We start from the raw sequence: 22,897 nt of genomic DNA, 5'->3' as shown, positions 1-22,897 counted from the left end.
ATATACATTTTAAAAATTCCTAAAACGTTCATATTCTCATTTTATTCTCATTCTAATCTTATATCAAATAAAATGATATCGCAAACGACGAAAAAAAGTAACAATTTTTTCACAAATGTATATAAGTATTTCCCTTGCATCCTTATATGATACACCTTTCTTCTTATTTATATAAAGAAAAAAGGACTGGTAATTTTCCAGTCCTTTCCTCATATTTATTCACTTACCGGAAGTACAGCACCTTTATATTCTTTAGTAATAAAGTCTTGAATTTCTTTTGAATGCAATACTTCTACTAATTCTTTAATTTCTTTTTTCTTCTCGTCACCTTTACGAACTGCAATAATATTTGCATACGGAGAGTCTGATCCTTCAATCGCAATTGCATCCTTTGTTGGATTTAATTTTGCATCAATTGCGTAGTTTGAATTAATAAATAAAGCATCGCCTTCATTATTTTCATACAGCTTTGGTGACAATCCAGGCTCTACATCTGTTTTAAACTTTAAGTTTTTCGGGTTTTCTACAACATCCTTTACTGTTGCCTTAACAACATCTACGCCATCTTTTAATTTAATAACTCCGCCTTTTTGTAATAATGCGAGCATACGGCCACGCTCCGCTACGTTATTACTCATAATAACTGTCCCGCCATCTGGCAAGTCTTTTAAACTTTTATATTTCTTAGAATAAATGCCCATTGGCTCTAAATGGATTTTTCCTGCGTTTACAATTTTATATCCCTTTTCTTGAATTTCTTTATCTAAGTAAGGGATGTGCTGGAAGTAGTTCGCATCAATTTCCTTATCCGCTAACGCTTTATTCGGCAACACATAATCTTGGAATTTTTTAATCTCTAATTTAATACCCTTTTTCTCTAATATCGGCTGTGCCTTTTCTAAAATAACAGCGTGCGGCACGTTAGAAGCTCCCACAACTAGCTTATTCTCTTCTTTCCCTCCGCAAGCAGCTAATGTAAATACAGACAGTGCTGTAACAACTGACAGTAGAATCTTTTTCATATGATGTCCCCTTCTCCCCTATAGTTATGTAGTTATAAAAAGAGCCGGCATACACCAGCCCTTTTCAGCAATTATTCTTTTACAGGAACAACCGCTCCTTTATATTCTTTAGTAATAAAGTCTTCGATTTCTTTAGAATGCAATACTTCTACAAGCTCTTTAATCGCTTTTTTATCTTTATCACCTTTACGAACCACTAATACGTTTGCGTATGGAGAATCATCGCCTTCAATTGCAATTGCATCTTTTTCTGGGTTTAATTTCGCATCAATTGCATAGTTCGAGTTAATTAAAACAGCGTCGCCTTCTTTATTGTTATACACTTGTGGCAACAAACCAGGCTCAATATCCGTTTTGAATTTTAAGTGTTTCGGATTATCTGCAATATCTTTTGGAGTTGCACTAACTGGATCTACTCCGTCTTTAATTTTTAAAATGCCTTCTTTTTGTAAAATTGCTAAGCCACGTCCATGGTCAGTAACGGAATTACTCATAATAATTGTTGCTCCGTCCGGAAGTTCTTTTAAGCTCTTATATTTTTGAGAATATACACCAATTGGCTCTAAATGAATTTTCCCTGCTATTTCAAAGTCATATTTTTTATCTTTCATTTCTTTTTCTAAATACGGAATGTGCTGGAAGTAGTTTGCATCTAAATCCTTATCCGCTAACGATTTATTTGGTAATACGTAGTCTTGGAATTTTTTAATTTCTAACTCAATTCCTTTTTTCTCTAATAAAGGTTTAGCCTTTTCTAAAATAACCGCATGTGGCACGTTAGAAGCCCCCACAACTAGTTTCTTTTCATCTTTATCTTTCCCTCCACAAGCAGCTAAACCAAAAATTGAAGTTGAAATAAGTGCTGTAAGTAATAATTTTTTCATTTGAAACATCCTCCCGTTTTTTATTATCGTTTATCTATTCGAGTCGTTACACGATCACCAATCCACTGAATGAAAAATACAACTAGTAATACACAAATTGTCGCAACGATTGTTACATCGTTATTTCCTCGCTGGAATCCTTCTAAATATGCAAGTGTTCCAAGGCCACCAGCACCAACAACCCCCGCCATTGCTGTATAGCCTACTAAAGCAATTGTCGTAACCGTAATACCAGATACTAATGCTGGTAACGATTCTGGAATTAATACTTTCAAAATAATTGTGCTTGTTTTTGCTCCCATTGCTTTTGAAGCTTCAATTACACCTTTATCAATTTCACGAAGTGCAATTTCAACCATTCTCGCGTAGAATGGTGCCGCTCCAATAATTAAAGCCGGCAGTGCTGCACTCGCTCCAAGAATTGTTCCAAGCAGAATCTTTGTGAATGGGATTAATAAAATGATTAAAATGATGAACGGTATCGAGCGGAAAATGTTTACGAACGCTCCAATCGCCGTGTTAACTGCTTTGTTTTCCCATAAATTATCTTTCGCTGTCATAAAGAGTAACAATCCTAAAATTAGTCCTAAAACAAATGTGGCAAGAGCTGCGATTGCCGTCATATATAACGTTTCACCAGTTGCTTCTAACATTTGATTCCAATCAATATTTGTGAGTAACTTATCCATGTGCAATCACCTCCAGCTCTACTTGATCTTGATGTATTCCCTCTATCGCTTGCTGGATCGCTGTTTCCTCACCATTTAAATGAACAACTAAAGTACCGTAAGAGCCGTTATTCGTTTGTGCGATATTTCCTTGCAAAATGCTAACTTCTATATCACTGCGTTGCATTAATCTTTGAAGTACTGGTCTTTCTACAGCCTCACCGATAAACTGCAAACGAACTACTTTACCATCTGGATACTTTTCAATTAAGCTTTCAATCGTTTCATTTGTATCTTCAGAATCCGTTAACTGCTGTACAAATCGTTTCGTAATGTCTTTCTGCGGATTGCGAAATACATCCAGCACTGGACCCGTTTCTACAATCTTTCCTTTCTCCATTACCGCCACTCGATTACAAATCTTCCGAATCACATGCATCTCGTGTGTAATGAGTACAATTGTTAAACCGAGACGCTTATTAATATCTAATAACAAATCTAAAATTTGATCTGTCGTTTCTGGATCAAGAGCTGATGTTGCCTCATCACATAAAAGCACTTGTGGGTTGTTAGCTAATGCTCTTGCAATACCAACGCGTTGCTTTTGTCCTCCGCTCAGCTGAGATGGATACGCATCTCCTCTTCCTTCTAATCCAACAAGATGAATTAGCTCATCAACGCGTTTTCTTCTCGCCGCCCTATCAACACCTGCGATTTCAAGTGGAAACTCGATATTTTCACGTACAGTTCGTGACCAAAGTAAGTTGAAATGCTGAAAAATCATTCCGATTTCTTGCCTTGCCTTACGAAGTTCACTTCCTGTAATTGCTGAAATCACACGATTTGCAATTGTAATTTGGCCTGAAGTTGGTTTCTCTAGCTGATTGAATAATCTGATTAACGAACTTTTCCCAGCGCCACTATATCCGATAACACCAAATATTTCACCTTTGTCTATTTTTAAATTGGCATTATCTACAGCAGTGACATCACCGCTTTTTGCTTTATATATTTTCTTTACATTCTCTAATAGAATCATGGTGTATCACCCCTTTTTTATTTGGATCGACTCCGCAATTTTTTATGTTTAATGCGTGTAGTCCACCGTTATCACTACTTTTATTATTTGAATGTCCTCCACATTCAAACAATAAAAAAACCTTTCCGCTTTAGAGAAGCAGAAAGGTTTATATGCGTATATAACAACATTATCCCTCTCTCTCATCTCTCAAAGCATTTGCTTTGCAGGAATTGGCACCATTTCAACATAAGTTGACGGTTGCCGGGCTTCACAGGGCACAGTCCCTCCACCTCTCTTGATAAGAGAAATCAGATTACATTTTCGTCTGATTTGTAATTTATGAAATTGTCTATATTTTATGAATTGAATTGTATCAATATCCACACACCATGTCAACAGAAATTTTCGTAAAAAATGAACCTTCAGAATTTTAAGCGCCTACTGACATCGGTTTACATATATGAAACATCGATTCAACTAATAGCATCGTTCGATACGTTCCTGAATATTGTACACGTCCATCGTTCATTAACATTTGCAACCTTACATTTCCGTTCACCAATTGTTTTACATCTTCTTCATCTACACAAACGATTTGTTCCGTTCCTCTTTCCTCATGTAGCAGCTCTATATAATCCCTTGAAATTTGTAGCGAACAACTTTCATCTCCAAAACGGAAATTAACAGTTTTTTCTCCTTGTCTTAAAAGCGGCTCTAAATGATATTGACCATTAGCGTAATTTACAAATGATTGCAGCAAAGAATATAATTTCACCCTAAATCACATCCTTCATATCACTTTCTATTACACATACCATTCCCTCTCACTAAAGAGCAATCCTGTTACTTTCGCTCGACAAATACTGTAACCACCCTGCATCTCGACATATTTCCCGAGAAATATGTCGAGGCGGCAAAAACTTTGCCGCCTACTTTAATTCCGTATATAAATATTCAACCGAATGAAATGCATATATCTTCTTCATGAGTGTCCCATTTTCAAAAACAAGTAAACACGGTACACTTTCGATTCCATACTCTTTCGCTAAATGCGGAGCATAATTTAAATCTAACATTCCAATTTTGAGGTCTTCAATTGTCATCTCAACAACTGTTAACATCTTTTTTGCTAATTGGCATGTTCCACACATTGGAGTATATACATATAACACTGTTTTTTCTTCGTTCTCTATTAGGGCTGTTGCTTCGGCTCCTGTCCAGTCAATCACTTCTATCATTCCTTACCGTAAATATTCTGTATAAACGTCAATGTCAGCTCCCCATAATACATTTGCTAAGTGTGAAGATGGCGCAGTTGCCACTTCTCGGTACGAGCGATCAATATAAATATGCTCAGCTTGCGGAAATTCTTTTCGAAACTGTTTCCTTAACTTTTCTCCAGCATCATCAGCATCCACTAGTACATACACTTCCTTATCAAAAAACTGATCAATGAGCTCATCCATTTTCGACAAACCAATTGTACCATTTGTACAAACAATTTCCACCGGTTCACGAATAATAGATTCAATCTTTCTTCTATCTGATTTACCTTCTACAATAATGACTTTTTCTACATAAATCATATGTCATCACCCGATCACCATATACTATACAACCTTTAACTTAGTATATATTATATTCGTTATTTTCATGTTGTTTCCTGTTTATTTTTGCAAAAGAAAAGCGCAAGCGGCTCGTTCAGAACAAGAGGGCATTGGAACTCTTGAACTAGAGGCGCTTTTTGCCTCAAGTGAAAGAGTGAAATGACCGACTGTTCTAGCCGCTGGAGCTAGATCATAAAGAAAAGCGCAAGCGGCTCGCTCAGATTACGAAGCCCCATGAAACCTTACCGAAAAACATTCATTCCCATAATAGCTTATTCAATTGCACCCGATTTTAAATGTATTATGTAACACAAAATAAAAAAGGACAGCACAAAGGCTGTCCTTTAGTCGACTATAATTAGTCTTGGTTTGTCATTTCTGCATATTTTTCTGCAGTTAATAACTTCTCAACTTGGCTTGCATCAGAAAGTTCAACTTTAACCATCCATGCACCCTCGTATGGAGATTCGTTAACAAGTTCTGGTTGGTCACTTAATTCTTCGTTTACTGCTACAACTTTACCACTTACAGGTGCGTATAACTCAGAAACTGTTTTAACAGATTCTACGCTTCCGAATGGCTCGTCAGCTTCGATTGTTGCACCTACTTCAGGAAGTTCAACGAATACGATATCGCCTAGCTCACCTTGTGCAAAGTGAGTAATACCGATAACAACTTCATTACCTTCAGTTTTTACCCATTCGTGTTCTTCAGAGTAACGTAAATTATTTGGAATGCTCATGACTGTACCTCCAGTGAATGTATTAATTATGTAAAAATACCTTATTGGTACTTTTTCCACACACTTTCAAACTGCTCTTCGTTAAAACCAAGTGTTACATTCGTTCCATTTGTTACGATTGGACGTTTAATCAACATGCCATCAGATGCTAAAAGCTCGTACATTTCGTCTTCACTTGCATCCTTTAACTTATCTTTCAGACCAAGTTCACGGTAACGCATTCCACTTGTATTAAAGAATTTTTTTAATGGTAATTCACTTTTTTCATGTAAATTACGTAAATCTTCTTTTGATGGTGGATTTTCAACAATATGAATCATCTCATATGCTACATCGTTTGCCTCAAACCATTTCTTTGCTTTTTGACATGTGCCACACTTTGGATATGAATAAAATGTTACTGTCATAAATTCACCTACTTTTTTACTAACCTTTACCTTTATCATATAGAAAACGTTTTATTATTTCAAACGATTATTCGCTAAACTTTTACTTATTTCGTGATAATTTTTAATAATCCTGCAAATTTTTCTTATTTTTCCGCCATTTGTTAAGAAAAAATAAATAATAAATTTCTTTAGATTCTTCTCTTATCACTCGCCGAACATATATCTTAAACAAACGTTTGATTAATTCCCTATTTTTCTTCATTAGCCCTTGATCTGCATCGACTTCTTCCTACCGAACATACATCTTAAACAAACGTTTGATTAACTCCTCATTTTTCTTTGTTAACCCTTGAGCCGTATCGATTTCTTCCTACCGAACATATACCTTAAACAAACGTTTATTTAATTCCCTATTTTTCTTTGTTAACCCTTGATCTGCATCGATTTCTTCCTACCGAACATATATCTTAAACAAACGTTTATTTAACCATTTCATCCTATAGTCACAAAACCTGGAAACACTTTACATGACAAAGGCGTACAGATAAAGTGAAACTTTAATCAGTGGGGGTCTTACTGCCCATTAAAGCGGGATGAAAGGAATTAACGATTTTAGCCGTAATAATGAGAGTATTCCATGATATTGAAGAAATTACTGCAAAGAAAAAAGACGCATTTAAATGGATGCGTCTTTTGGCGATATTTCTTTTGTGAAATCATATAAAGCAATTGCGCCTAAAATAACCAGTATACTTTCAGGGGCATCTAACAAAATAGTTCTCCAAGTTTCTGAGACTACCCATTTAATACCTGCCGCTGATTCAAGATATGTTTGAAAATAACTAATTGTAAAATCAATTACATATAAACATACTAGTAATGTTAGACCAAATCGAATTAATTTCTTGTTTTTAAACATATAACACCTCTCAAAATTCATTGGATATTTCTAATTTCATTTCATTATATACGAAAATCCATATATTTAATTTTAACACATAAAAATTCCAAATAAATACAATGTGTATATTTGCATATTGTATTGACAGTATTCCATAATTTCGACTAGTAACCTCATAAACAATGGCATCATTTGAACCCACTATGTAACCGATTCCTGCATGTGAAATAAAGGAGAAGCCTAGTTTACAGGCTCCTTCTTTATCGACTCAAATAATCTGCAATTGTTTGAAATACTATGATATACATATTATGAATATTTTGATCCGAAACAGTATCATTATATAATCCCATACCCCAATATTGTCCCTCAGGATTCCCCATATTTACAAATCCTTGTGTATACATCATAGCTTCGTCCCTTGGGGCATTGTTATAATCTAAATCTTTTTCAGTAAAAATCAAGTATGGACGATCCTTTAGACCGATAAAAAATACCGGCTTCTTTAATGATAAAAATAAGTCCGTATACTGCTCCTTTGATGCTTCTTGAAAGTATTCTTTCATGACAAGAAATCCATCAACTTTTGCTGCTTTTTCCTGCATCTCTTCTAACTTCACATTTTCAAACTTTATATTCCTAAACGTATCTTTCGGCTTTTCTCCAATAACTCCAATTACGAGTGCTCTTCCGTTATATTCTAATTTCTCTCCTTCTTTATCCTTTGCACACCCAGCACCGACTAGGCATATCAATATAAAAAATAAGAAATACGATAAACGCTTCATATAGCACCCTCCCCTTCTTTTCAGTCAAGTGACAAAAACGTAAGGTTAATTCAAGAAAATGTAAGTAAAATCGATAGCTCAAATTACGTTTCTATATTATAATCAATTGAATTTACTTACATTACTAAACATAGGAGATTATCATGAAGAAATTTAAACTTCCATCTTTTCTTCCGTTAAGTTATATACTTCTACTCGTACTCGTAAGTCCCCTTTACGATGTATTAAATAAATCTACTGTACACGCAGTAGATGTCACAACTGTAGTAGATGATTGGATTCCATTTGTGAAAGCATTTATTATTCCTTATTTACTTTGGTTCCCTTACTTATACGGCGCACTTATTTATTATTGCTTTGCCAATCGAAAACAATATTATGTCACTTTAAGTAGTATCATTCTTGGAAAACTTGCTTGTTTTTCTATTTATTATTTTTGGCAGACAACTGTACCACGTCCAACAGTCGTTGGATCAGACGTATTTTCCGAACTAGTCCGCTATATTTATAGTATCGATCAACCGGTAAACTGTTTCCCTAGCATTCACGTACTTACTACCTTCGTCATTATGCTAGCTGCCTTTAAACGTAGAGAACAACATGCTTTTGAATATTATATCCTTATGTTCTTCGGTACGCTTATTATTTTATCAACGCTATTTACGAAGCAACACGCGTTTGTAGACGCCATCTCTGGAATGACGCTTGCAAGCATACTTTACTTCGGCGTTCAGTTATTATTAGCAAAAGAAACTGTACGTGTTCCAGTAAAACAAAATCATAAGATGTAACATAACAAAAAAGCAGACTATGGCTTCTACAGTCTGCTTTTCTCTATATAAAAGGAGATTTTCAATTTAAGATTGCGGTACAGTCATATCACCAGAGTGAATACGACCTGCTTTTTTAAGAGCAATGTAAAGTATATAAGAAACAGCTACTGGGATGATGATATAAGTGATTACCATCGCTGGGACAACTTCCCATCCTTCGCTAGAAATTAAATTAATTGGTGCGATAAGAGAACTTAATCCAAGACCTGCAATTTCTTTTCCTGCTTCCAGTTGGAAAATTAATGCGGATACTGGACCAACTATAGCACTGGCGACGACAGTTGGGACGAGAATCATTGGATTTTTAGTGATATTTGGCAACTGTACTTTCGGAGTACAAAGTGCTTGAGCTAATATGCCGCCTAAATTATTTTCTTTCGCTGAGATAACAGAGAATCCGATAAACTGAGCAACACAGCCTGCAAGAGCAGCACCACCCGCAACACCATCTAAGCTAAGTGCGATTGCTAACGCAGCTGATGAAGCTGGAGAGATAAGTAATAATCCCCAAACGACTGCAATGACGATAGAAGCGATAAACGGGCTACCAGCTGAGCTATCTTTAATAAACGCTCCAACTGTATTTAACACAGGAGTAATATTATGAGATAACCAAATACCGACTAAACCAGAACCTAATATTGCCGCAAATGGAACGAGCATCATATCTAACGCAGTTTTTCCACTTAAACGTTTACCAATATAAACAGCTAAAGTCGCTGTTAATAATGCACCGATTGGCTCACCTGTTTTAATAATTAGACCTGCTTCAGTAATTGAAATGGATCCAGCACCAATCGCTCCAGCTACCATAGCCGAGAAGATTACAAGACCATTTGCACCGAGCATAAAAGCAATTCCGGCACCAATGGCTGGTGCCATAAGTGATTTTGCAACAACTCCGATTGTAATAAGCAACGGAATATCAACAATTCTTCCTATATTTTCGATTAGTAAACCAATTCCAAGGGATACGAAAATACCTTGTGCGATTCCAGCAGATGCTTTAAATACACGAGACATTATATATTCCTTCATTTGTTTCACCTTCTCCTATAAGTTAGTAACCAATTGTTTTCATATAATCACGTAAAATATCGTTTGATTTTGCGAATCGAGATTCTTCATCCTCTGTTAAGTTTAATTCTACAATTTCTTTTATACCGTCTCTAGTAATAATAGCTGGTACTCCTGTGCAAATATCGTATTCACCGTACTCCCCATCTAAAATGGCTGATACAGCAATGACACGGTGATCATCGTTAAAAATTGAGCTCGCAATATATGCTAGAGAATTTCCGATTCCGTAATAAGTAGTACCTTTTCGTTTATAAATTTCCCATCCAGCTTTTGCAGTCTTCTCAACGATTTTATCTAAATCTATTTCACCAAATTTGTCTTTTTTCTCTTCTAAAATTTGTAGAATTGGCTTTCCACCAACAGTTACGTGAGACCAAGCAACCATTTGAGAATCACCATGTTCTCCTAATGAATACCCATGAATACTACGAGGATCTACATGTAACATTTCAGATAAAATTGTTCGTAAGCGAGAAGAATCTAGTGATGTACCAGTGCCGATTACACGATTTCTAGGTAATCCAGATAATTTCCACACTTGATATGTAATAATATCAACTGGGTTCGATGCAAGTAAGAAAATACCATCAAATCCACTTTCCATTACGCCGCCAACAACACTTTCCATAATCTTCGCACTCGCTCCTAAAGTATCTAAGCGACTTTGTCCAGGCTTTGGTGCTGGTCCTGCTGTAATAATAACGATGTCCATATCTTTGCAGTCTTCATAGCTTCCTGCATATACTTTTGTTCTTGTATTTGTAAAGTTAATACAGTGTGATAAATCCATCGCTTCCCCAACTGCACGTTCATGATTTATATCAATTAATAATAGCTCTTCGCAAATGCCTTGATTCACAATGGAATATGCACAACTTGATCCAACTAATCCAGTACCGATAATTGCAATTTTTCTTGTATTTCGTCTCATAGCAATCTCTCCTAATTGATCATATAATCTATTTCTTTTGTTCTTTACACTCCTAATTATAGAGATTCCCACGATATAAACCATGGATACTTTGTGAAATATTGAACAAACTTTTGTCCTTTTTGTGAATTGTTATATTCCATTTTCGTCATATTTGTTACAACTGGAAAAATATTTATTATGTATTTATTGACATATACAAAAAGAAAACGAGCGAATAAATTCGCTCGTTTTCTTTTTCCTGTTATTCAGCACTTAATTGACCTTTTAATTGCTGGACAATCATCGGGTTTGCAGGTGCAGCTGGTTTGTAATAGCTTTTTTGCTTTGCGTACTCATACATATTACGTTGGCGCATCTCATCTTGATTACGAATTTGGATTAATGTTTGATGTAACTGTTCATTATCAGACTGAGAAATATAATTTGCATAACTTGTTAAACTTGCATTTAATCCTGCTAAATAATCATTTACCATATCTTTTTCATTCATCTGTCGCTTCCTCCTATCCTAGGAAAGTCATTAATTGCTGTTTCGTATTTCGTGCATCTTGCGCATCCTTTTGTAACATTTGTTTCAACTCTGGATCTGTACAAGCCTGTGCATACTGCTCCAACTTGTTAATAATTGTTGCGTGTCCACCGATCAAATGACGTAAGTTTTCTACTTCAAGCTCTGTTAAGTTTTGCATAGAATACTCCTACCTTTCTTTATTCGTTCACTGTTAGTATTTAGCTATTTTTTAATTGTATACATGAATTAACTTTTTCACGTGCATACAAAATAAAAGATGAATAGCTAAGCCATTCATCTTTTATACTGGTTATGTATTTATTTTTATAGAGATACAATCATACTTATACTCACAAGTAAGTTCCATACAATGTGTAACATAATACTAGGTATAATAGATTGCGTCTTTTTGTATAACATTGCAAATACCATCCCCATAATCGTTGCCGTAATTAAAAGACCCCCATGAAGAATTCCAAAAATAAAGGAAGAAATAATGATACTAACTAAAAAATTATATTTCTTTTCTAAAAATCGATATAAAATACCTCGAAATAGAATTTCTTCTTTAATCGGTGTAATGATAGCGACACTTAGCACATATATAATACTTTGTATGCTACTTTGAAGCCCTAAACTTCCTAATTGTTTCTTTTGTTCTGCTGCACTTTCAAAACTAAACATATGTAACATTAAATATTGTGATACCGCAATGATAATAAAACCAATTAATAGATATAAATATGTCTTCCCACTCTTCAAAACGGATAAATCCCAAATAGATTTAATAAAATGAAAAACCGGTTTATAAGCTAATACAACGATAGCAACAACAGATGCATCGAATAAGAGCAAATAATATCCTTCTAATTTAGTACTTAATGCTTCTTCTCCATAAATCCCAAAGGCTAAACCAAGGAATAGTCCTCCTAGGAGTGAAATCCCTATAATCATTGCTATCATTACAAATAGATTTTTATATGTTATATTCTCTATTTCTCTTTCCACACTATACGCTTCTAACACTGTTTTACTCACAGTATCCCTCCAGTTATTCTCATTTACCTTATTTAAATCCTTAAATTAAAATATAGAGATAATATAACAAAATTTACAAAAAGAATAATATGCAATTTTACATATTATGAAAACTTTATATTTTATAGTTTTAGGAATAGGATTGCTATGCAATAATTATTATATGAAATTTCAAAAAAACACTTCCTATCCACCATAACCCTCGCATCATATAAAACTTATTAGTTAAAGGAGCAATGAACATGAAAACACATGACTTCCTTACAGAAATCCAGAAGGGCTCTGAGCCTAGTCCATATCAAGATCCTATCGCATTCAGTTTCGTTTGCTTTTTCTTAGCGATATATACATTTTTCAAACCTGCAAAATGATATCATTTCATGAGAAAAAGCCTACCATTCTTTTCAAATCATATGCACTAAAAAACCTTAGAATCACTTCTAAGGTTTTTGTTTGCCTTGCTTCTTATTCACGTAATCCTTTAATAAACGTTTCCAATAACACATGTAAACTTGTATCTAAATCTAGGGGCAAACCAAATCCACCCTGCTGTTCAATCGACGCAAATCCATGACAAATACTTCTGAATCCACGTGTCGCATGAAGTGCATTCTCTCCTTTTAAGCCGTATTGTTGTAAAACTTGAAGACAAAGCTTTACAATCCCGTCACCTGCTTTTCTTACTTCTTCATCTCGTAAAAAGGTTGCTTCATACAGCCCAGGATGTTTGCGGACGAATGCTACATACGATTCTCCTAAAGCATGAATCGCTTCGTCCATACATCTACCCTCAGCAGCTTCTTCCAGTCTGTTATGCAGCTGTTTGATTCCGTAAATACCAAGATTTTTCCGTACATCTTGTAAACCTTTCACATGATTGTATAGCGAGGGTGAACGTACCCCTAATGTTTGCGCTAATGAAGCTAACGTTACTTCTTGTATTCCATTCGTATCTGCAATTTCTGCCGCTGTTTCTACAATTTTCTGTAATGTAAGTCCGATTCTCGGTGACATAGATTAACCCTCTTTTCTACTTTCTATATTCCGCTTAGCTTCCTTAATAGCAAGTTTAATGACAGTGCTTGGATCCTTTATCATTTTCCCATGTCCTGCCGCAAGCAAGGAAGGCTCATATTCACTTAGCTTCTCTGCACTTTGTAATGATATTTCTTTGCTCCACGTTGCCATCGCAGGAAACGGAAACCAAAATTTCATTTGTCCCGAAACAGCCATACCTCCTCTTGTTTGGAATGCATCCCCGACAATAAGAGCTTTATTCCGTACATCAAGAAACGACATGGAGCCTGGCGTATGTCCCGGTGTCATAATCGCAAGAAGCGAGCCAACTCGGTCGCCATCTTCTAATAAAACATTAGGTACCGTTTTTACTTTTTTAGGTACACCGCCTTTTATCGGTATATTCGGTTCATCCTTTTGTAACGTCGTATCTCCTTCTAACAGCTTTGCGTCCCGCTTAGAAATATAAACTGGAACATTAGGAAGTACTTCCTTTAATGCGTCTAATGCACCGATGTGATCATCATGCGCATGCGTTAATACAATCTTAGTAATTGCCTTCCCTATTTTCTCAGCCGCCTGTAAAATACCTTTTGCGCTATATGGCAAAGCCGCATCAATTAAAGTTAAACCATCTTCTTCCTCCACAAAGTAACAATTCACAGGAAACACTCTTGGCAAAAATGACAATTGATATACCGTTTTTTCATGTATCATTCTCATATTTCCATCTCCCTTTTCACGAAAACTAATATCATTAGTTTTATTATACTAATGGTATTAGTTTTGTTCCACTAAAAATTTCATTTTTACAAAAAAAAGAAAAGTAGCCGTTTATACGACTACTTTTCTTTACAGCTATTAAACTGTGTAACGCTCATCTTCTAAAATTTTCGCAGCGATTTCACGTTTCTTCGGAATTACGTTAAGTGGTGTGTGGCGAGTTAATTTACGTAATGATGATAACATCATGCGCAGCATGTCGCCGTTTTCAACTGCGATAAGTGTTTCTTTCGCATCTGCTTCGATTTCGTTGAATGCTTCTTGGCAGAATACTTCAGTGTATAACACTTTTTGTTTATTCTTTTCTAGACCAGTTGTTTTAATCGCTTTTTCTGTACGAAGAACAGCTGACTCCATTGCGTATAGGTTGCTTACGATGTCAGCGATATTCACAAGAATTTCTTGCTCTTTATCTAATGCTTTACCGTATTTTTGAGCAGCTAATCCAGCTACCATTAAACCGATTTTCTTCGCGTTAGTTACTAAATATTTTTGAAGTGCTAATGGCTCATCGCCTACTTCTTCTGGCATCATCATCATTAACTCTTCTTGTAATTTTTGTGCTTTTTGAAGAAGTGGTAATTCACCTTTCATCGCTTTACGTAAGAACGTACCTGGTACGATTAAGCGGTTAATTTCGTTCGTTCCTTCGAAAATACGGTTAATACGAGAATCGCGGTACATTCTTTCAATCTCGTACTCTGCCATAAATCCGTAACCACCGTGAATTTGAACACCTTCATCTACTGTATAATCTAATACTTCAGAACCGAATACTTTATTTAAAGAGCACTCGATTGCATATTCAGCGATAGAAGCTGCTACTGCTTTACCGTCCTTTACTTCTTCCTCAGATAATGTGCTCATGCGGCTTTCGAATAAACCTACTGTACGGTATACAGAGCTTTCAGCTGCATATGTTTTCGCTGCCATATTCGCAAGTTTCTCTTGAATTAATGGGAAGCGAGCGATTGGTTGTTTGAACTGTTGACGTTGGTTTGCATATTGTGCTGAAATTTCTACTGCACGTTTCGCAGATCCAACTGTACCAACACCTAATTTATAACGGCCGATATTTAAAATGTTGAACGCGATAATATGACCTTTACCGATTTCACCAAGTAAGTTTTCCTTCGGTACTAATGCATCTTCTAAAATTAACGTACGAGTTGAAGAACATTTAATACCCATTTTCTTTTCTTCTGGGCTTGTAGATACGCCAGCATATTCTTTCTCTACGATAAATGCTGAGAAGTGCTCTCCATCAATTTTTGCGTATACGATAAATACGTCAGCGAATGCAGAGTTTGTAATCCATTGCTTTTCACCATTTAATACGTAATGTGTACCTTCTGCATTTAAACGTGCAGTCGTTTTTGCACCTAATGCATCAGACCCTGAACCTGGCTCAGTTAATGCGTATGCAGCTAATTTCTCACCAGTCGCAAGTAATGGTAAATACTTTTTCTTTTGCTCTTCGTTACCGAATAACACGATTGGTAACGATCCGATACCTACGTGAGCACCGTGAGTAATTGCAAAGCCACCAGCGCGAGAGAATTTCTCTGCGATTAACGCTGAGCTTACTTTATCAAGACCAATTCCACCGTACTCTTCTGGTACGTCAGCGCCTAATAAACCAAGTTCCCCAGCTTCTTTTAAAAGACGAACAGAACGATCAAACTCATGTTGCTCTAAATATTCAAGCTCTGGAAGAACTTCATTTACGATAAAGTCCTCTGTCGTTTTTGCAATCATTTTATGCTCAGATGAAAAATCTTCTGGCGTAAACACTTGATCAATCGTAATCTCATCAACTAAAAAGCTACCGCCTTTAACCGCACTTCCTACTGTTTTTTCCATGAAAATTTCCTCCTTCATATTTTCATGAGCCGCTTCTTTCTTTTTTGAAAGAAGCTAGCTCTCAATTTTATTTTTTATAAACCGTTGTTGCTTCCATTCTTTGCATTGGCGACGTCTCGTTCTGAGCGAGCCGCTTCCACTTTTTATAATCTAGTTCCAGCGGCTAGAATGTTCGGTGGCTTCGCTTCTTCCTGCGAGGCAAAGAACGCCTCTACGTCTGAAGCTCCATCCCCCTCACATTCTGAACGAGCCGCTTCCACTTTTTTTCATAATCCAGTTCCAGTGGCTAGAACAGTCGGTCGTTTCACCCCTTCCTGTGAGGCAAAAAACGCCTCTTCGTCAGGGCTTCCAACGCCCTCCTGTTCTGAGCAAGCCACTTCCACTTTTTATAGTAATTCAAACACTCCCGCTGCTCCCATTCCGCCGCCGATACACATTGTTACGATACCGAATTGTTGGTTGCGGCGTTTCATTTCGTGAATAAGAGATAGTGTTAGTTTTGCTCCTGTACAGCCAAGTGGATGTCCAAGTGCGATTGCACCGCCGTTTACGTTTACTTTTTCTTCATCTAAACCAAGTTCACGAATAACTTGGATTGATTGAGAAGCGAATGCTTCATTTAGTTCGAATAGGCCAATATCAGATAGCTCTAAGCCAGCTAATTTTAATGCTTTTGGAATTGCTGCAATTGGGCCGATTCCCATTACTTCTGGTGGTACGCCAGCTACTGCAAATGAACGGAATTTCGCAAGTGGCTTCATGCCATCACTCACTGCTTTTTCACGATCCATTAATAGTACAGATGCTGCACCGTCACTCATTTGTGAAGAGTTACCAGCTGTTACAGAACCGCGAACGTTAAATGCTGGACGTAATTTACCTAAAATGTCTAGCGTCGTTTCTGCTCTTACACCTTCGTCTTGTGCGAAAATGATTGTTTCTTCTTGCAGTTTATTGTTTGATCCAACAGTACGTAACGTGACATCTACAGATACTGTTTCATCAGCGAAGTTACCTGCAGCTAATGCTTTCGCAGCACGTTGATGACTTCTTACTGCAAATGCATCTTGCTCTTCACGAGAAATTCCATATTTCACAGCGACTTGCTCTGCTGTATGTCCCATACCCATATAATATTCTGGCGCTGCTTCTACAAGGCGACTATTCGGACGAACAACGTGTCCCATCATTGGAACTAAACTCATTGATTCCGCTCCGCCTGATAATACAGCTTCCGAGTGACCAAGCATAATACGCTCTGCTCCGTAAGCAATACTTTGTAAACCTGAAGAACAGTAACGGTTAATCGTAATAGCTGGAACATCGTAAGAAAGTCCTGCTAATCCGCCGATATTACGAGCCATATTTAAACCTTGCTCTGCTTCTGGCATCGCACAACCGAAAATTAAATCATCGATTGGTCCTTCATAATTCGCACGCTTTAACGTTTCTTTTACTACTAACGCCCCTAGATCGTCAGGACGAACTGTTTTTAATGAACCCCTCTTTGCTTTTCCAATTGGTGTTCTTGCTCCCGCAACAATGACAGCTTCTCTCATGAACGATATCTCCCCTCGTTATTAGTTACGTAATGGCTTTCCTTTTACAAGCATGTGCTGCATTCTTGCTTGTGATTTCATCTCACTTACTAAGCTAATAAATGCTTCACGTTCTACATCTAATAAATACTGCTCATCAACTTCTGTTCCGTACGGCACTTTTCCGCCCGCAATGACATATGCAAGTTTCTTCGCAATGTGAAGATCATGTTCAGAAATGTAACCTGATAAATGCATTGCTTCTGCACCAAGTACAAGAGTTGCATATCCTGTTTCACCAACAACTGGTATCTTTTTACGAATCGGCGCTTTATAGCCAGCTTCATATAAAGCAAGTGCTTTTTGTTTCGCATCATATAGTAAGTGATCACCATTCACACTAATACCGTCTTTATCGCCTAAGAAGTTGTTCGATACAGCTTCTTGTGCTGATGTAGAAACTTTCGCCATCGCTACAGATTCGAATACTTTATTCGCAACTTTTTGCAGATCAAACTCTACACCGTTTGGCATTTTGTTTAAGTGTTTAATGTATAGCTCTTTATTACCGCCTCCGCCAGGGATTAAGCCAACACCAACTTCTACTAAGCCCATATACGTTTCGCTAGAAGCTTGAATGCTCGCTGCTGGTAAGCAAACTTCTGTACCTCCGCCAAGCGTCATACCATATGGTGCTGCTACAACTGGCTTAGAAGAGTATTTAATTTTCGTCATTGCATCTTGGAAGTTTTTCACAACCAACTCAATTTCAAAGTAGTTGTCATCTTGTGCTTCCATTAAGATCATTGCTAAGTTCGCACCAACGCAGAAGTTCTTCGATTGGTTACCGATAACAAGACCTTTATAATTCTTTTCTACTTCATCAACAGCGTAGTTAATCATTTGCGTAATATCCATACCAATTGCATTGCTCTTCGAATGGAATTCTAAGCAAAGGATACCGTCACCTAAATCAATTAAGCTTGCTCCGCTATTTTTCTTTAATACGCCATTTTTCGCTTTTAATTGTTTAAGGGAAATTGCCTTTTTATTACGTTCAATTAGCTTATATTCACCATTATCATAATAGTAGCTATCTCCGTTATCATGTTTGTAGAAAGTAGTGAAACCTTTCTCTACCATTTCTTTCACCCAAGTCGGAACAACTGCGCCGTTTTCTTCCATCTTTTGAACAGACTTTTCAACGCCAATTGCATCCCAAACTTCAAATGGTCCTTGCTCCCAGCCGAAGCCCCACTTCATCGCTTGGTCAATTGCAACGATATCGTCAGCAATTTCTTTATGAAGTTTTGCAGAGTATAAAAGAGTTGGTGTGATGATGTTCCATAACAACTCTCCTGCGCGGTCTTTCGCGTATACAAGCGCTTTCAATTTATTCGATAAACCTTTTTCTTGTTTACTTAACTCGATAGATGCAGCTTTTAATTTTTTGCGTGCTTCATATTCCATCGTTTCAGGATTTAGTTCTAAAATTTCTTTTCCTTGTTTTAAGAAGAAGCCTTGACCTGTTTTACTTCCAAGCCATTTTTTATCAAGCATGTCATGCATGAAAGCTGGTACTTTAAATACATCACGCTCTTCTTCTTGTACGTTTTCATATACGTTATTTGCAACGTGTACGAATGTATCTAAACCAACAACATCTAATGTACGGAACGTTGCGCTCTTCGGACGACCAATAAGTGGGCCTGTTACAGAATCAACTTCCCCAATGCTATAGCCGCGTTTTATCATCTCTTGAAGAGTTACTAATAAACCGTACGTACCGATGCGATTTCCAATAAAGTTTGGTGTGTCTTTTGCGATAACAACGCCTTTTCCAAGAACGTCTTCGCCAAATAGTTTCATGAAGCTTAATACTTGTGGATCTGTTTCTTTCGTCGGTATTACCTCTAGAAGTTTTAAATATCGTGGTGGGTTAAAAAAGTGTGTGCCTAAGAAGTGCTTCTGGAAGTCGTTTGAACGACCTTCTGCCATTTTTTCTACTGAAATGCCTGACGTATTCGAGCTTACGATAGAACCCGGTTTACGAACAGCATCTACTTTTTCAAATAGTTTCTTTTTAATATCTAGGTTTTCAACTACTACTTCAATAATCCAATCTACATCAGCTAGACGCTCAAGATCATCTTCTAAGTTACCTGCTTCAATCAGTGCTAGATTTCCTTTCACTGTCAGAGGAGCTGGTTTTTGCTTTAATAGTTTTTGCACAGCCGTATTACTAAAACGATTTCTCACACTTTTATGTTCTAATGTAAGTCCCTTCGCTTCCTCTTCTTTTGTTAGCGCAGGTGGTACAATATCAAGCAATAATGTCGGAATACCAATATTAGCTAAGTGTGCCGCAATCCCTGAACCCATTACGCCTGAACCTAGAACAGCAGCCTTTTTAATTTGGAACATCCAATTCTCCCCCTATTCTTGAATGAATGCTCATTCAATTTTTCGACATAAGTCGCAATCAATGAGTGAGCCTCTACTAATAAATATATGATACAGTTTGAATTTTCGCAATATATTTATTGATAAAATTTTCTGAAATAAATACTTTTCTTTTATTTGCCCATGCTATATGTATGTATTTTCTTCACTCAAATACACTTTTCCTTTTTATAATCTGACGAAACTGGAGGAATATATATGGCAAAACTTAAGAAGAACCCTTCAAAAGCTGGAATTAGCGCAGCAAGTGTAACTGGAAATGCAGGTCCGCATAATCACGGTGTGGAAAAGGGCCGTCAAGGTAATAACCAACAATATAAGAAGCATAATATGGGCGAAAAATAACGGTATATTTTTGGGCAGAAAACGTGGCATAATGGGTAATGGCTGCTTTTTCTGCCCAATTTATTTGTACATATGGAAAACAAAAGAGGGAACGATGATGAAACGAACAATAGTTATGATTGTAATGATTGCTACACTATTTACAGGGATGATTTTCTTCTCTTACGCACAAAGACAACAAGCTGTAAGAGCCGATCAACCTAGCATCACTGGACAATACGCCATTACAATCGATGCGGACACAGGTGAAATCTTGTATGGAAAACGAGAAGACGAACGCTCTTATCCGGCTAGTATAGCCAAAATGATGACAACTCTTCTCTTACTAGAGAATGTAAAAGAAGATGAAGAAATTACAATTACAGAGAACGCAATTAAAACAGAAAGTCAAAGTAAGAAAATTAAACTTCGTGCTGGGGAAAAGTTAAAGCGTGATGAGGCATTAAAACTGATGCTTATCATTAGTGCAGACCCAATAGCCGAATCCATCGCAGAACATATCGCAGGATCAAAAAATGAATTTGTAAAAATGATGAATGCTAGAGCGAAGGAACTTGGTACAAAGCATGCGACTTTCAAAAACGCAAGTGGCGCTGATGCACTCGGAAATAAAGTATCACCTTATGACATTGCTATGATTACGAAAGAAGCATTAAAGTACCCAGTTGTTTTAGAATATATGAATTCAACACGTACAACTCTACATACTTCAGAACGCTCTCCAAACATCGCAAACTATGGACGAGAAGAACTATATGACGATCCATATGCAATTGGAAGTAAAAGCGGTCTATCAGCACTAGGAAAATATACGGTCGTAACAGTGGATGAAAAAGACGGTAAACGCGTCATTAATGTTGTATTATCTTCTACTCGCACGCAACTATATCCTGATACGAAAAAAATGGCACATTACGCATTTCAGCAATTAAAATAACCAAGGAGTATTTTCTCCTTGGTTATTTTTTAACCATACCTTTTAATACGAACGCAACGTTTGCTGGACGCTCTGCTAGACGACGCATGAAGTAGCCATACCAGTCGTTTCCATAAGGTACATAAACACGCATTTTGTAACCTTCTTTTACTAGCTCAAGTTGACGCTCATTACGAATACCATATAACATCTGGAATTCAAATTGGTCTCTTGGAATGTTGTGTTCTTCGGCAAGTTTTTTCGTATATTCAATAATCGCTTCGTCATGTGAAGCAATTGCAGTATAATTTCCATTTAATAAGTGCATTTTTATAATTTTTTTATAGTTATCATCTACATCTTTCTTATCCGGGAACGCTACCTCTTCAGGTTCTTTATAAGCTCCCTTTACAAGACGTAAATTAGGACTATAAGCATTTAATTCTTCCATATCTTTTTCTGTACGATAAAGGTAGGCTTGAATAACTGTACCAATATTATCGTATTCAGATTTTAATTGTTTAAAGATCTCAATTGTTTTCCCGCAGCGCGTATAGTCTTCCATATCAATTGTAATAAACACACCATTTTCTTTTCCAGCTTCTAAAATACGGCGCATATTGTTCATTACGATTTCATCAGAGATATCTAATCCCATAGAAGTCATCTTTAAAGAAAGCTGCGAATTAAGACCTTCTCTTCCAATTGCACGAATCGCTTCAATCGATTCGCTAGCCATTTCATTTGCTTCCGCTTCGTTATCAACGAATTCACCTAAATAATCGATCGTTACACAAAGACCTTGCTTATTTAATGCTTTAATTGCAGCTGTCGCTAATTCAATCGTTTCCCCTGCGACAAAGCGACCTGCACCAAAGCGTAAACCGTACTTTTTAGCCAGTTTTGTTAGCGCTTTATTTTTTGACAAGAAAAGAAACGAATTTCGCATTAATTGTTCCATGTAATTCACCCCTATGACTGTGATTTATCTGTTTTTTACCCCTCTTCAAAATTATATCATTGTTTAAAATTATTGGATACAAATAATTATTTAGATAATTTATAAAATACTATAAAAACATTTAAAACCCTATATTTCCGCTTATAAATATGCAGGAAATATTTTTCGACATTTAGAAAAAACGAATTTACTAGGCACAAAATAAGCATGTCGAAAATATTCGACACGCTTATAAAACCCTTTATATTCCATGTAAATTATACAAGGATATTAATATAGAAAACTTGAGATTATATTTATCTCAAGTTTTTTTATTGCTCATTTCTCTTCTCTTCATTAAGCCTTTTAATATCTGTAATTAACTGTACCATCTCTTCTTTCGCATCAGGGTAAGTCTCGTTCCAATGCTTCACTAAAGCTGGCATCGTCTTAGCTATGTAAGAATACAGTGCCCACTTCTGCACCTGTTCCTTTCTCTCTTCATTACTCTCTCCAAGTAATAGTTCCGTGTATTTCTCTAACAACCCATCAAATTGTTCGTTAAACTTTTCACTCATTTTATCTACCTCCTATATGAAAAAAGCAGCGAAGAT

At 36.5% G+C, this 22,897-nt stretch carries 27 protein-coding genes and 1 riboswitch; of the genes, 4 read left to right on the top strand and 23 right to left on the bottom strand.

Annotated features, from left to right (window positions below; genetic code table 11):
• Positions 1–215 precede the first annotated feature (215 nt).
• The 11 genes from metQ (AABL52_RS02530) to AABL52_RS02480 all read right to left on the bottom strand — a co-directional run bounded on the left by metQ (AABL52_RS02530) (position 216) and on the right by AABL52_RS02480 (position 8,022).
• Complete coding sequence (gene metQ, locus AABL52_RS02530; RefSeq protein ID WP_000722402.1) at positions 216–1,022, bottom strand: methionine ABC transporter substrate-binding lipoprotein MetQ; 807 nt, start codon at positions 1,020–1,022, stop codon at positions 216–218.
• Positions 1,023–1,093: 71 nt separating this feature from the next.
• Positions 1,094–1,906, bottom strand: coding sequence for a methionine ABC transporter substrate-binding lipoprotein MetQ (gene metQ, locus AABL52_RS02525; protein WP_000735101.1), 813 nt, complete (start codon positions 1,904–1,906; stop codon positions 1,094–1,096).
• 23 nt (positions 1,907–1,929) lie between these two features.
• Positions 1,930–2,595, bottom strand: a complete 666-nt coding sequence (locus AABL52_RS02520) for a methionine ABC transporter permease (protein ID WP_000359546.1) — start codon at positions 2,593–2,595, stop codon at positions 1,930–1,932.
• Positions 2,588–3,613: a methionine ABC transporter ATP-binding protein gene (locus AABL52_RS02515; protein WP_088027909.1), complete on the bottom strand. Its 1,026-nt coding sequence runs from the start codon at positions 3,611–3,613 to the stop codon at positions 2,588–2,590. Before AABL52_RS02515 ends, AABL52_RS02520 begins: the two co-directional genes overlap by 8 nt.
• Before the next feature lie 179 nt (positions 3,614–3,792).
• Positions 3,793–3,900: riboswitch (SAM riboswitch) on the bottom strand.
• 125 nt (positions 3,901–4,025) lie between these two features.
• Entirely contained in the window at positions 4,026–4,370 is a 345-nt protein-coding gene (locus AABL52_RS02510) for a hypothetical protein (RefSeq protein WP_000781217.1), read from the bottom strand.
• 154 nt (positions 4,371–4,524) lie between these two features.
• Positions 4,525–4,833 carry a thioredoxin family protein gene (locus AABL52_RS02505; RefSeq protein WP_002008881.1) on the bottom strand — a complete coding sequence of 103 codons (309 nt, stop codon included), beginning with the start codon at positions 4,831–4,833 and terminating at the stop codon, positions 4,525–4,527.
• A gap of 3 nt (positions 4,834–4,836) precedes the next feature.
• Complete coding sequence (locus tag AABL52_RS02500; protein WP_000640866.1) at positions 4,837–5,181, bottom strand: toprim domain-containing protein; 345 nt, start codon at positions 5,179–5,181, stop codon at positions 4,837–4,839.
• 379 nt (positions 5,182–5,560) lie between these two features.
• Positions 5,561–5,944: a glycine cleavage system protein GcvH gene (gene gcvH, locus AABL52_RS02495; RefSeq protein ID WP_000026896.1), complete on the bottom strand. Its 384-nt coding sequence runs from the start codon at positions 5,942–5,944 to the stop codon at positions 5,561–5,563.
• Between the two features lie 41 nt (positions 5,945–5,985).
• Positions 5,986–6,351 carry an arsenate reductase family protein gene (locus AABL52_RS02490; protein ID WP_000218969.1) on the bottom strand — a complete coding sequence of 122 codons (366 nt, stop codon included), beginning with the start codon at positions 6,349–6,351 and terminating at the stop codon, positions 5,986–5,988.
• Positions 6,352–7,009: 658 nt separating this feature from the next.
• The gene (locus AABL52_RS02485) at positions 7,010–7,252 is read right to left on the bottom strand and encodes a DUF3937 family protein (protein ID WP_341518859.1); all 243 of its coding nucleotides are present in this window, start codon (positions 7,250–7,252) and stop codon (positions 7,010–7,012) included.
• Positions 7,253–7,494: 242 nt separating this feature from the next.
• Positions 7,495–8,022: a hypothetical protein gene (locus AABL52_RS02480; RefSeq protein ID WP_341518858.1), complete on the bottom strand. Its 528-nt coding sequence runs from the start codon at positions 8,020–8,022 to the stop codon at positions 7,495–7,497.
• A gap of 143 nt (positions 8,023–8,165) precedes the next feature.
• Between AABL52_RS02480 and AABL52_RS02475 the strand changes: the two genes are divergently transcribed.
• Complete coding sequence (locus tag AABL52_RS02475; protein ID WP_341518857.1) at positions 8,166–8,813, top strand: phosphatase PAP2 family protein; 648 nt, start codon at positions 8,166–8,168, stop codon at positions 8,811–8,813.
• A gap of 66 nt (positions 8,814–8,879) precedes the next feature.
• Here the strand turns inward: AABL52_RS02475 and AABL52_RS02470 are convergent, their stop codons facing one another.
• The 5 genes from AABL52_RS02470 to AABL52_RS02450 form a co-directional block, all read right to left on the bottom strand.
• Positions 8,880–9,893 (bottom strand): PTS transporter subunit IIC, encoded by a 1,014-nt coding sequence (locus AABL52_RS02470; protein ID WP_000666176.1) that lies wholly within the window; start codon positions 9,891–9,893, stop codon positions 8,880–8,882.
• Between the two features lie 22 nt (positions 9,894–9,915).
• On the bottom strand, positions 9,916–10,866 hold the full coding sequence (locus AABL52_RS02465; RefSeq protein ID WP_418656659.1) for an L-lactate dehydrogenase: 951 nt from the start codon (positions 10,864–10,866) through the stop codon (positions 9,916–9,918).
• 244 nt (positions 10,867–11,110) lie between these two features.
• Entirely contained in the window at positions 11,111–11,359 is a 249-nt protein-coding gene (locus AABL52_RS02460; RefSeq protein WP_001002991.1) for a spore coat protein, read from the bottom strand.
• Positions 11,360–11,372: 13 nt separating this feature from the next.
• A complete protein-coding gene (locus AABL52_RS02455; RefSeq protein WP_044738025.1) occupies positions 11,373–11,558 on the bottom strand; it encodes a hypothetical protein in 186 nt (61 codons plus the stop codon).
• A gap of 146 nt (positions 11,559–11,704) precedes the next feature.
• Positions 11,705–12,418, bottom strand: coding sequence for a CPBP family intramembrane glutamic endopeptidase (locus AABL52_RS02450; protein ID WP_341518856.1), 714 nt, complete (start codon positions 12,416–12,418; stop codon positions 11,705–11,707).
• A 242-nt stretch (positions 12,419–12,660) separates the two neighbouring features.
• On the opposite strand from AABL52_RS02450, the gene AABL52_RS02445 reads away from it, so the two are divergent.
• Positions 12,661–12,789 carry a hypothetical protein gene (locus AABL52_RS02445; RefSeq protein ID WP_002193867.1) on the top strand — a complete coding sequence of 43 codons (129 nt, stop codon included), beginning with the start codon at positions 12,661–12,663 and terminating at the stop codon, positions 12,787–12,789.
• Between the two features lie 94 nt (positions 12,790–12,883).
• Here AABL52_RS02445 and AABL52_RS02440 read toward each other — a convergent pair whose 3' ends face one another.
• The 5 genes from AABL52_RS02440 to AABL52_RS02420 all read right to left on the bottom strand — a co-directional run bounded on the left by AABL52_RS02440 (position 12,884) and on the right by AABL52_RS02420 (position 20,043).
• Complete coding sequence (locus tag AABL52_RS02440; protein WP_097844288.1) at positions 12,884–13,432, bottom strand: TetR/AcrR family transcriptional regulator; 549 nt, start codon at positions 13,430–13,432, stop codon at positions 12,884–12,886.
• A 3-nt stretch (positions 13,433–13,435) separates the two neighbouring features.
• Positions 13,436–14,158: an MBL fold metallo-hydrolase gene (locus AABL52_RS02435; protein ID WP_341518855.1), complete on the bottom strand. Its 723-nt coding sequence runs from the start codon at positions 14,156–14,158 to the stop codon at positions 13,436–13,438.
• A gap of 138 nt (positions 14,159–14,296) precedes the next feature.
• Positions 14,297–16,099: an acyl-CoA dehydrogenase family protein gene (locus tag AABL52_RS02430; RefSeq protein WP_002019643.1), complete on the bottom strand. Its 1,803-nt coding sequence runs from the start codon at positions 16,097–16,099 to the stop codon at positions 14,297–14,299.
• Positions 16,100–16,467: 368 nt separating this feature from the next.
• Complete coding sequence (locus AABL52_RS02425; RefSeq protein WP_001206343.1) at positions 16,468–17,640, bottom strand: acetyl-CoA C-acetyltransferase; 1,173 nt, start codon at positions 17,638–17,640, stop codon at positions 16,468–16,470.
• Between the two features lie 21 nt (positions 17,641–17,661).
• Complete coding sequence (locus AABL52_RS02420; RefSeq protein ID WP_098257774.1) at positions 17,662–20,043, bottom strand: 3-hydroxyacyl-CoA dehydrogenase/enoyl-CoA hydratase family protein; 2,382 nt, start codon at positions 20,041–20,043, stop codon at positions 17,662–17,664.
• A gap of 237 nt (positions 20,044–20,280) precedes the next feature.
• Between AABL52_RS02420 and AABL52_RS02415 the strand changes: the two genes are divergently transcribed.
• Complete coding sequence (locus AABL52_RS02415; RefSeq protein ID WP_001096344.1) at positions 20,281–20,427, top strand: YuzL family protein; 147 nt, start codon at positions 20,281–20,283, stop codon at positions 20,425–20,427.
• Positions 20,428–20,524: 97 nt separating this feature from the next.
• A complete protein-coding gene (locus AABL52_RS02410; RefSeq protein WP_000831469.1) occupies positions 20,525–21,364 on the top strand; it encodes a D-alanyl-D-alanine carboxypeptidase family protein in 840 nt (279 codons plus the stop codon).
• 22 nt (positions 21,365–21,386) lie between these two features.
• Here the strand turns inward: AABL52_RS02410 and AABL52_RS02405 are convergent, their stop codons facing one another.
• A complete protein-coding gene (locus tag AABL52_RS02405; protein WP_000436767.1) occupies positions 21,387–22,304 on the bottom strand; it encodes a proline dehydrogenase family protein in 918 nt (305 codons plus the stop codon).
• A gap of 311 nt (positions 22,305–22,615) precedes the next feature.
• The gene (locus AABL52_RS02400; RefSeq protein ID WP_001290594.1) at positions 22,616–22,861 is read right to left on the bottom strand and encodes a YusU family protein; all 246 of its coding nucleotides are present in this window, start codon (positions 22,859–22,861) and stop codon (positions 22,616–22,618) included.
• Between the last annotated feature and the right edge of the window lie 36 nt (positions 22,862–22,897).

Origin of the sequence: Bacillus paramobilis, assembly GCF_038096195.1 — a bacterium.
GTDB classification, from domain to species: domain Bacteria; phylum Bacillota; class Bacilli; order Bacillales; family Bacillaceae_G; genus Bacillus_A; species Bacillus_A mobilis.
Note: the sequence above shows the minus strand (reverse complement) of the source record. Positions and strands in the feature narration are given on the sequence as shown.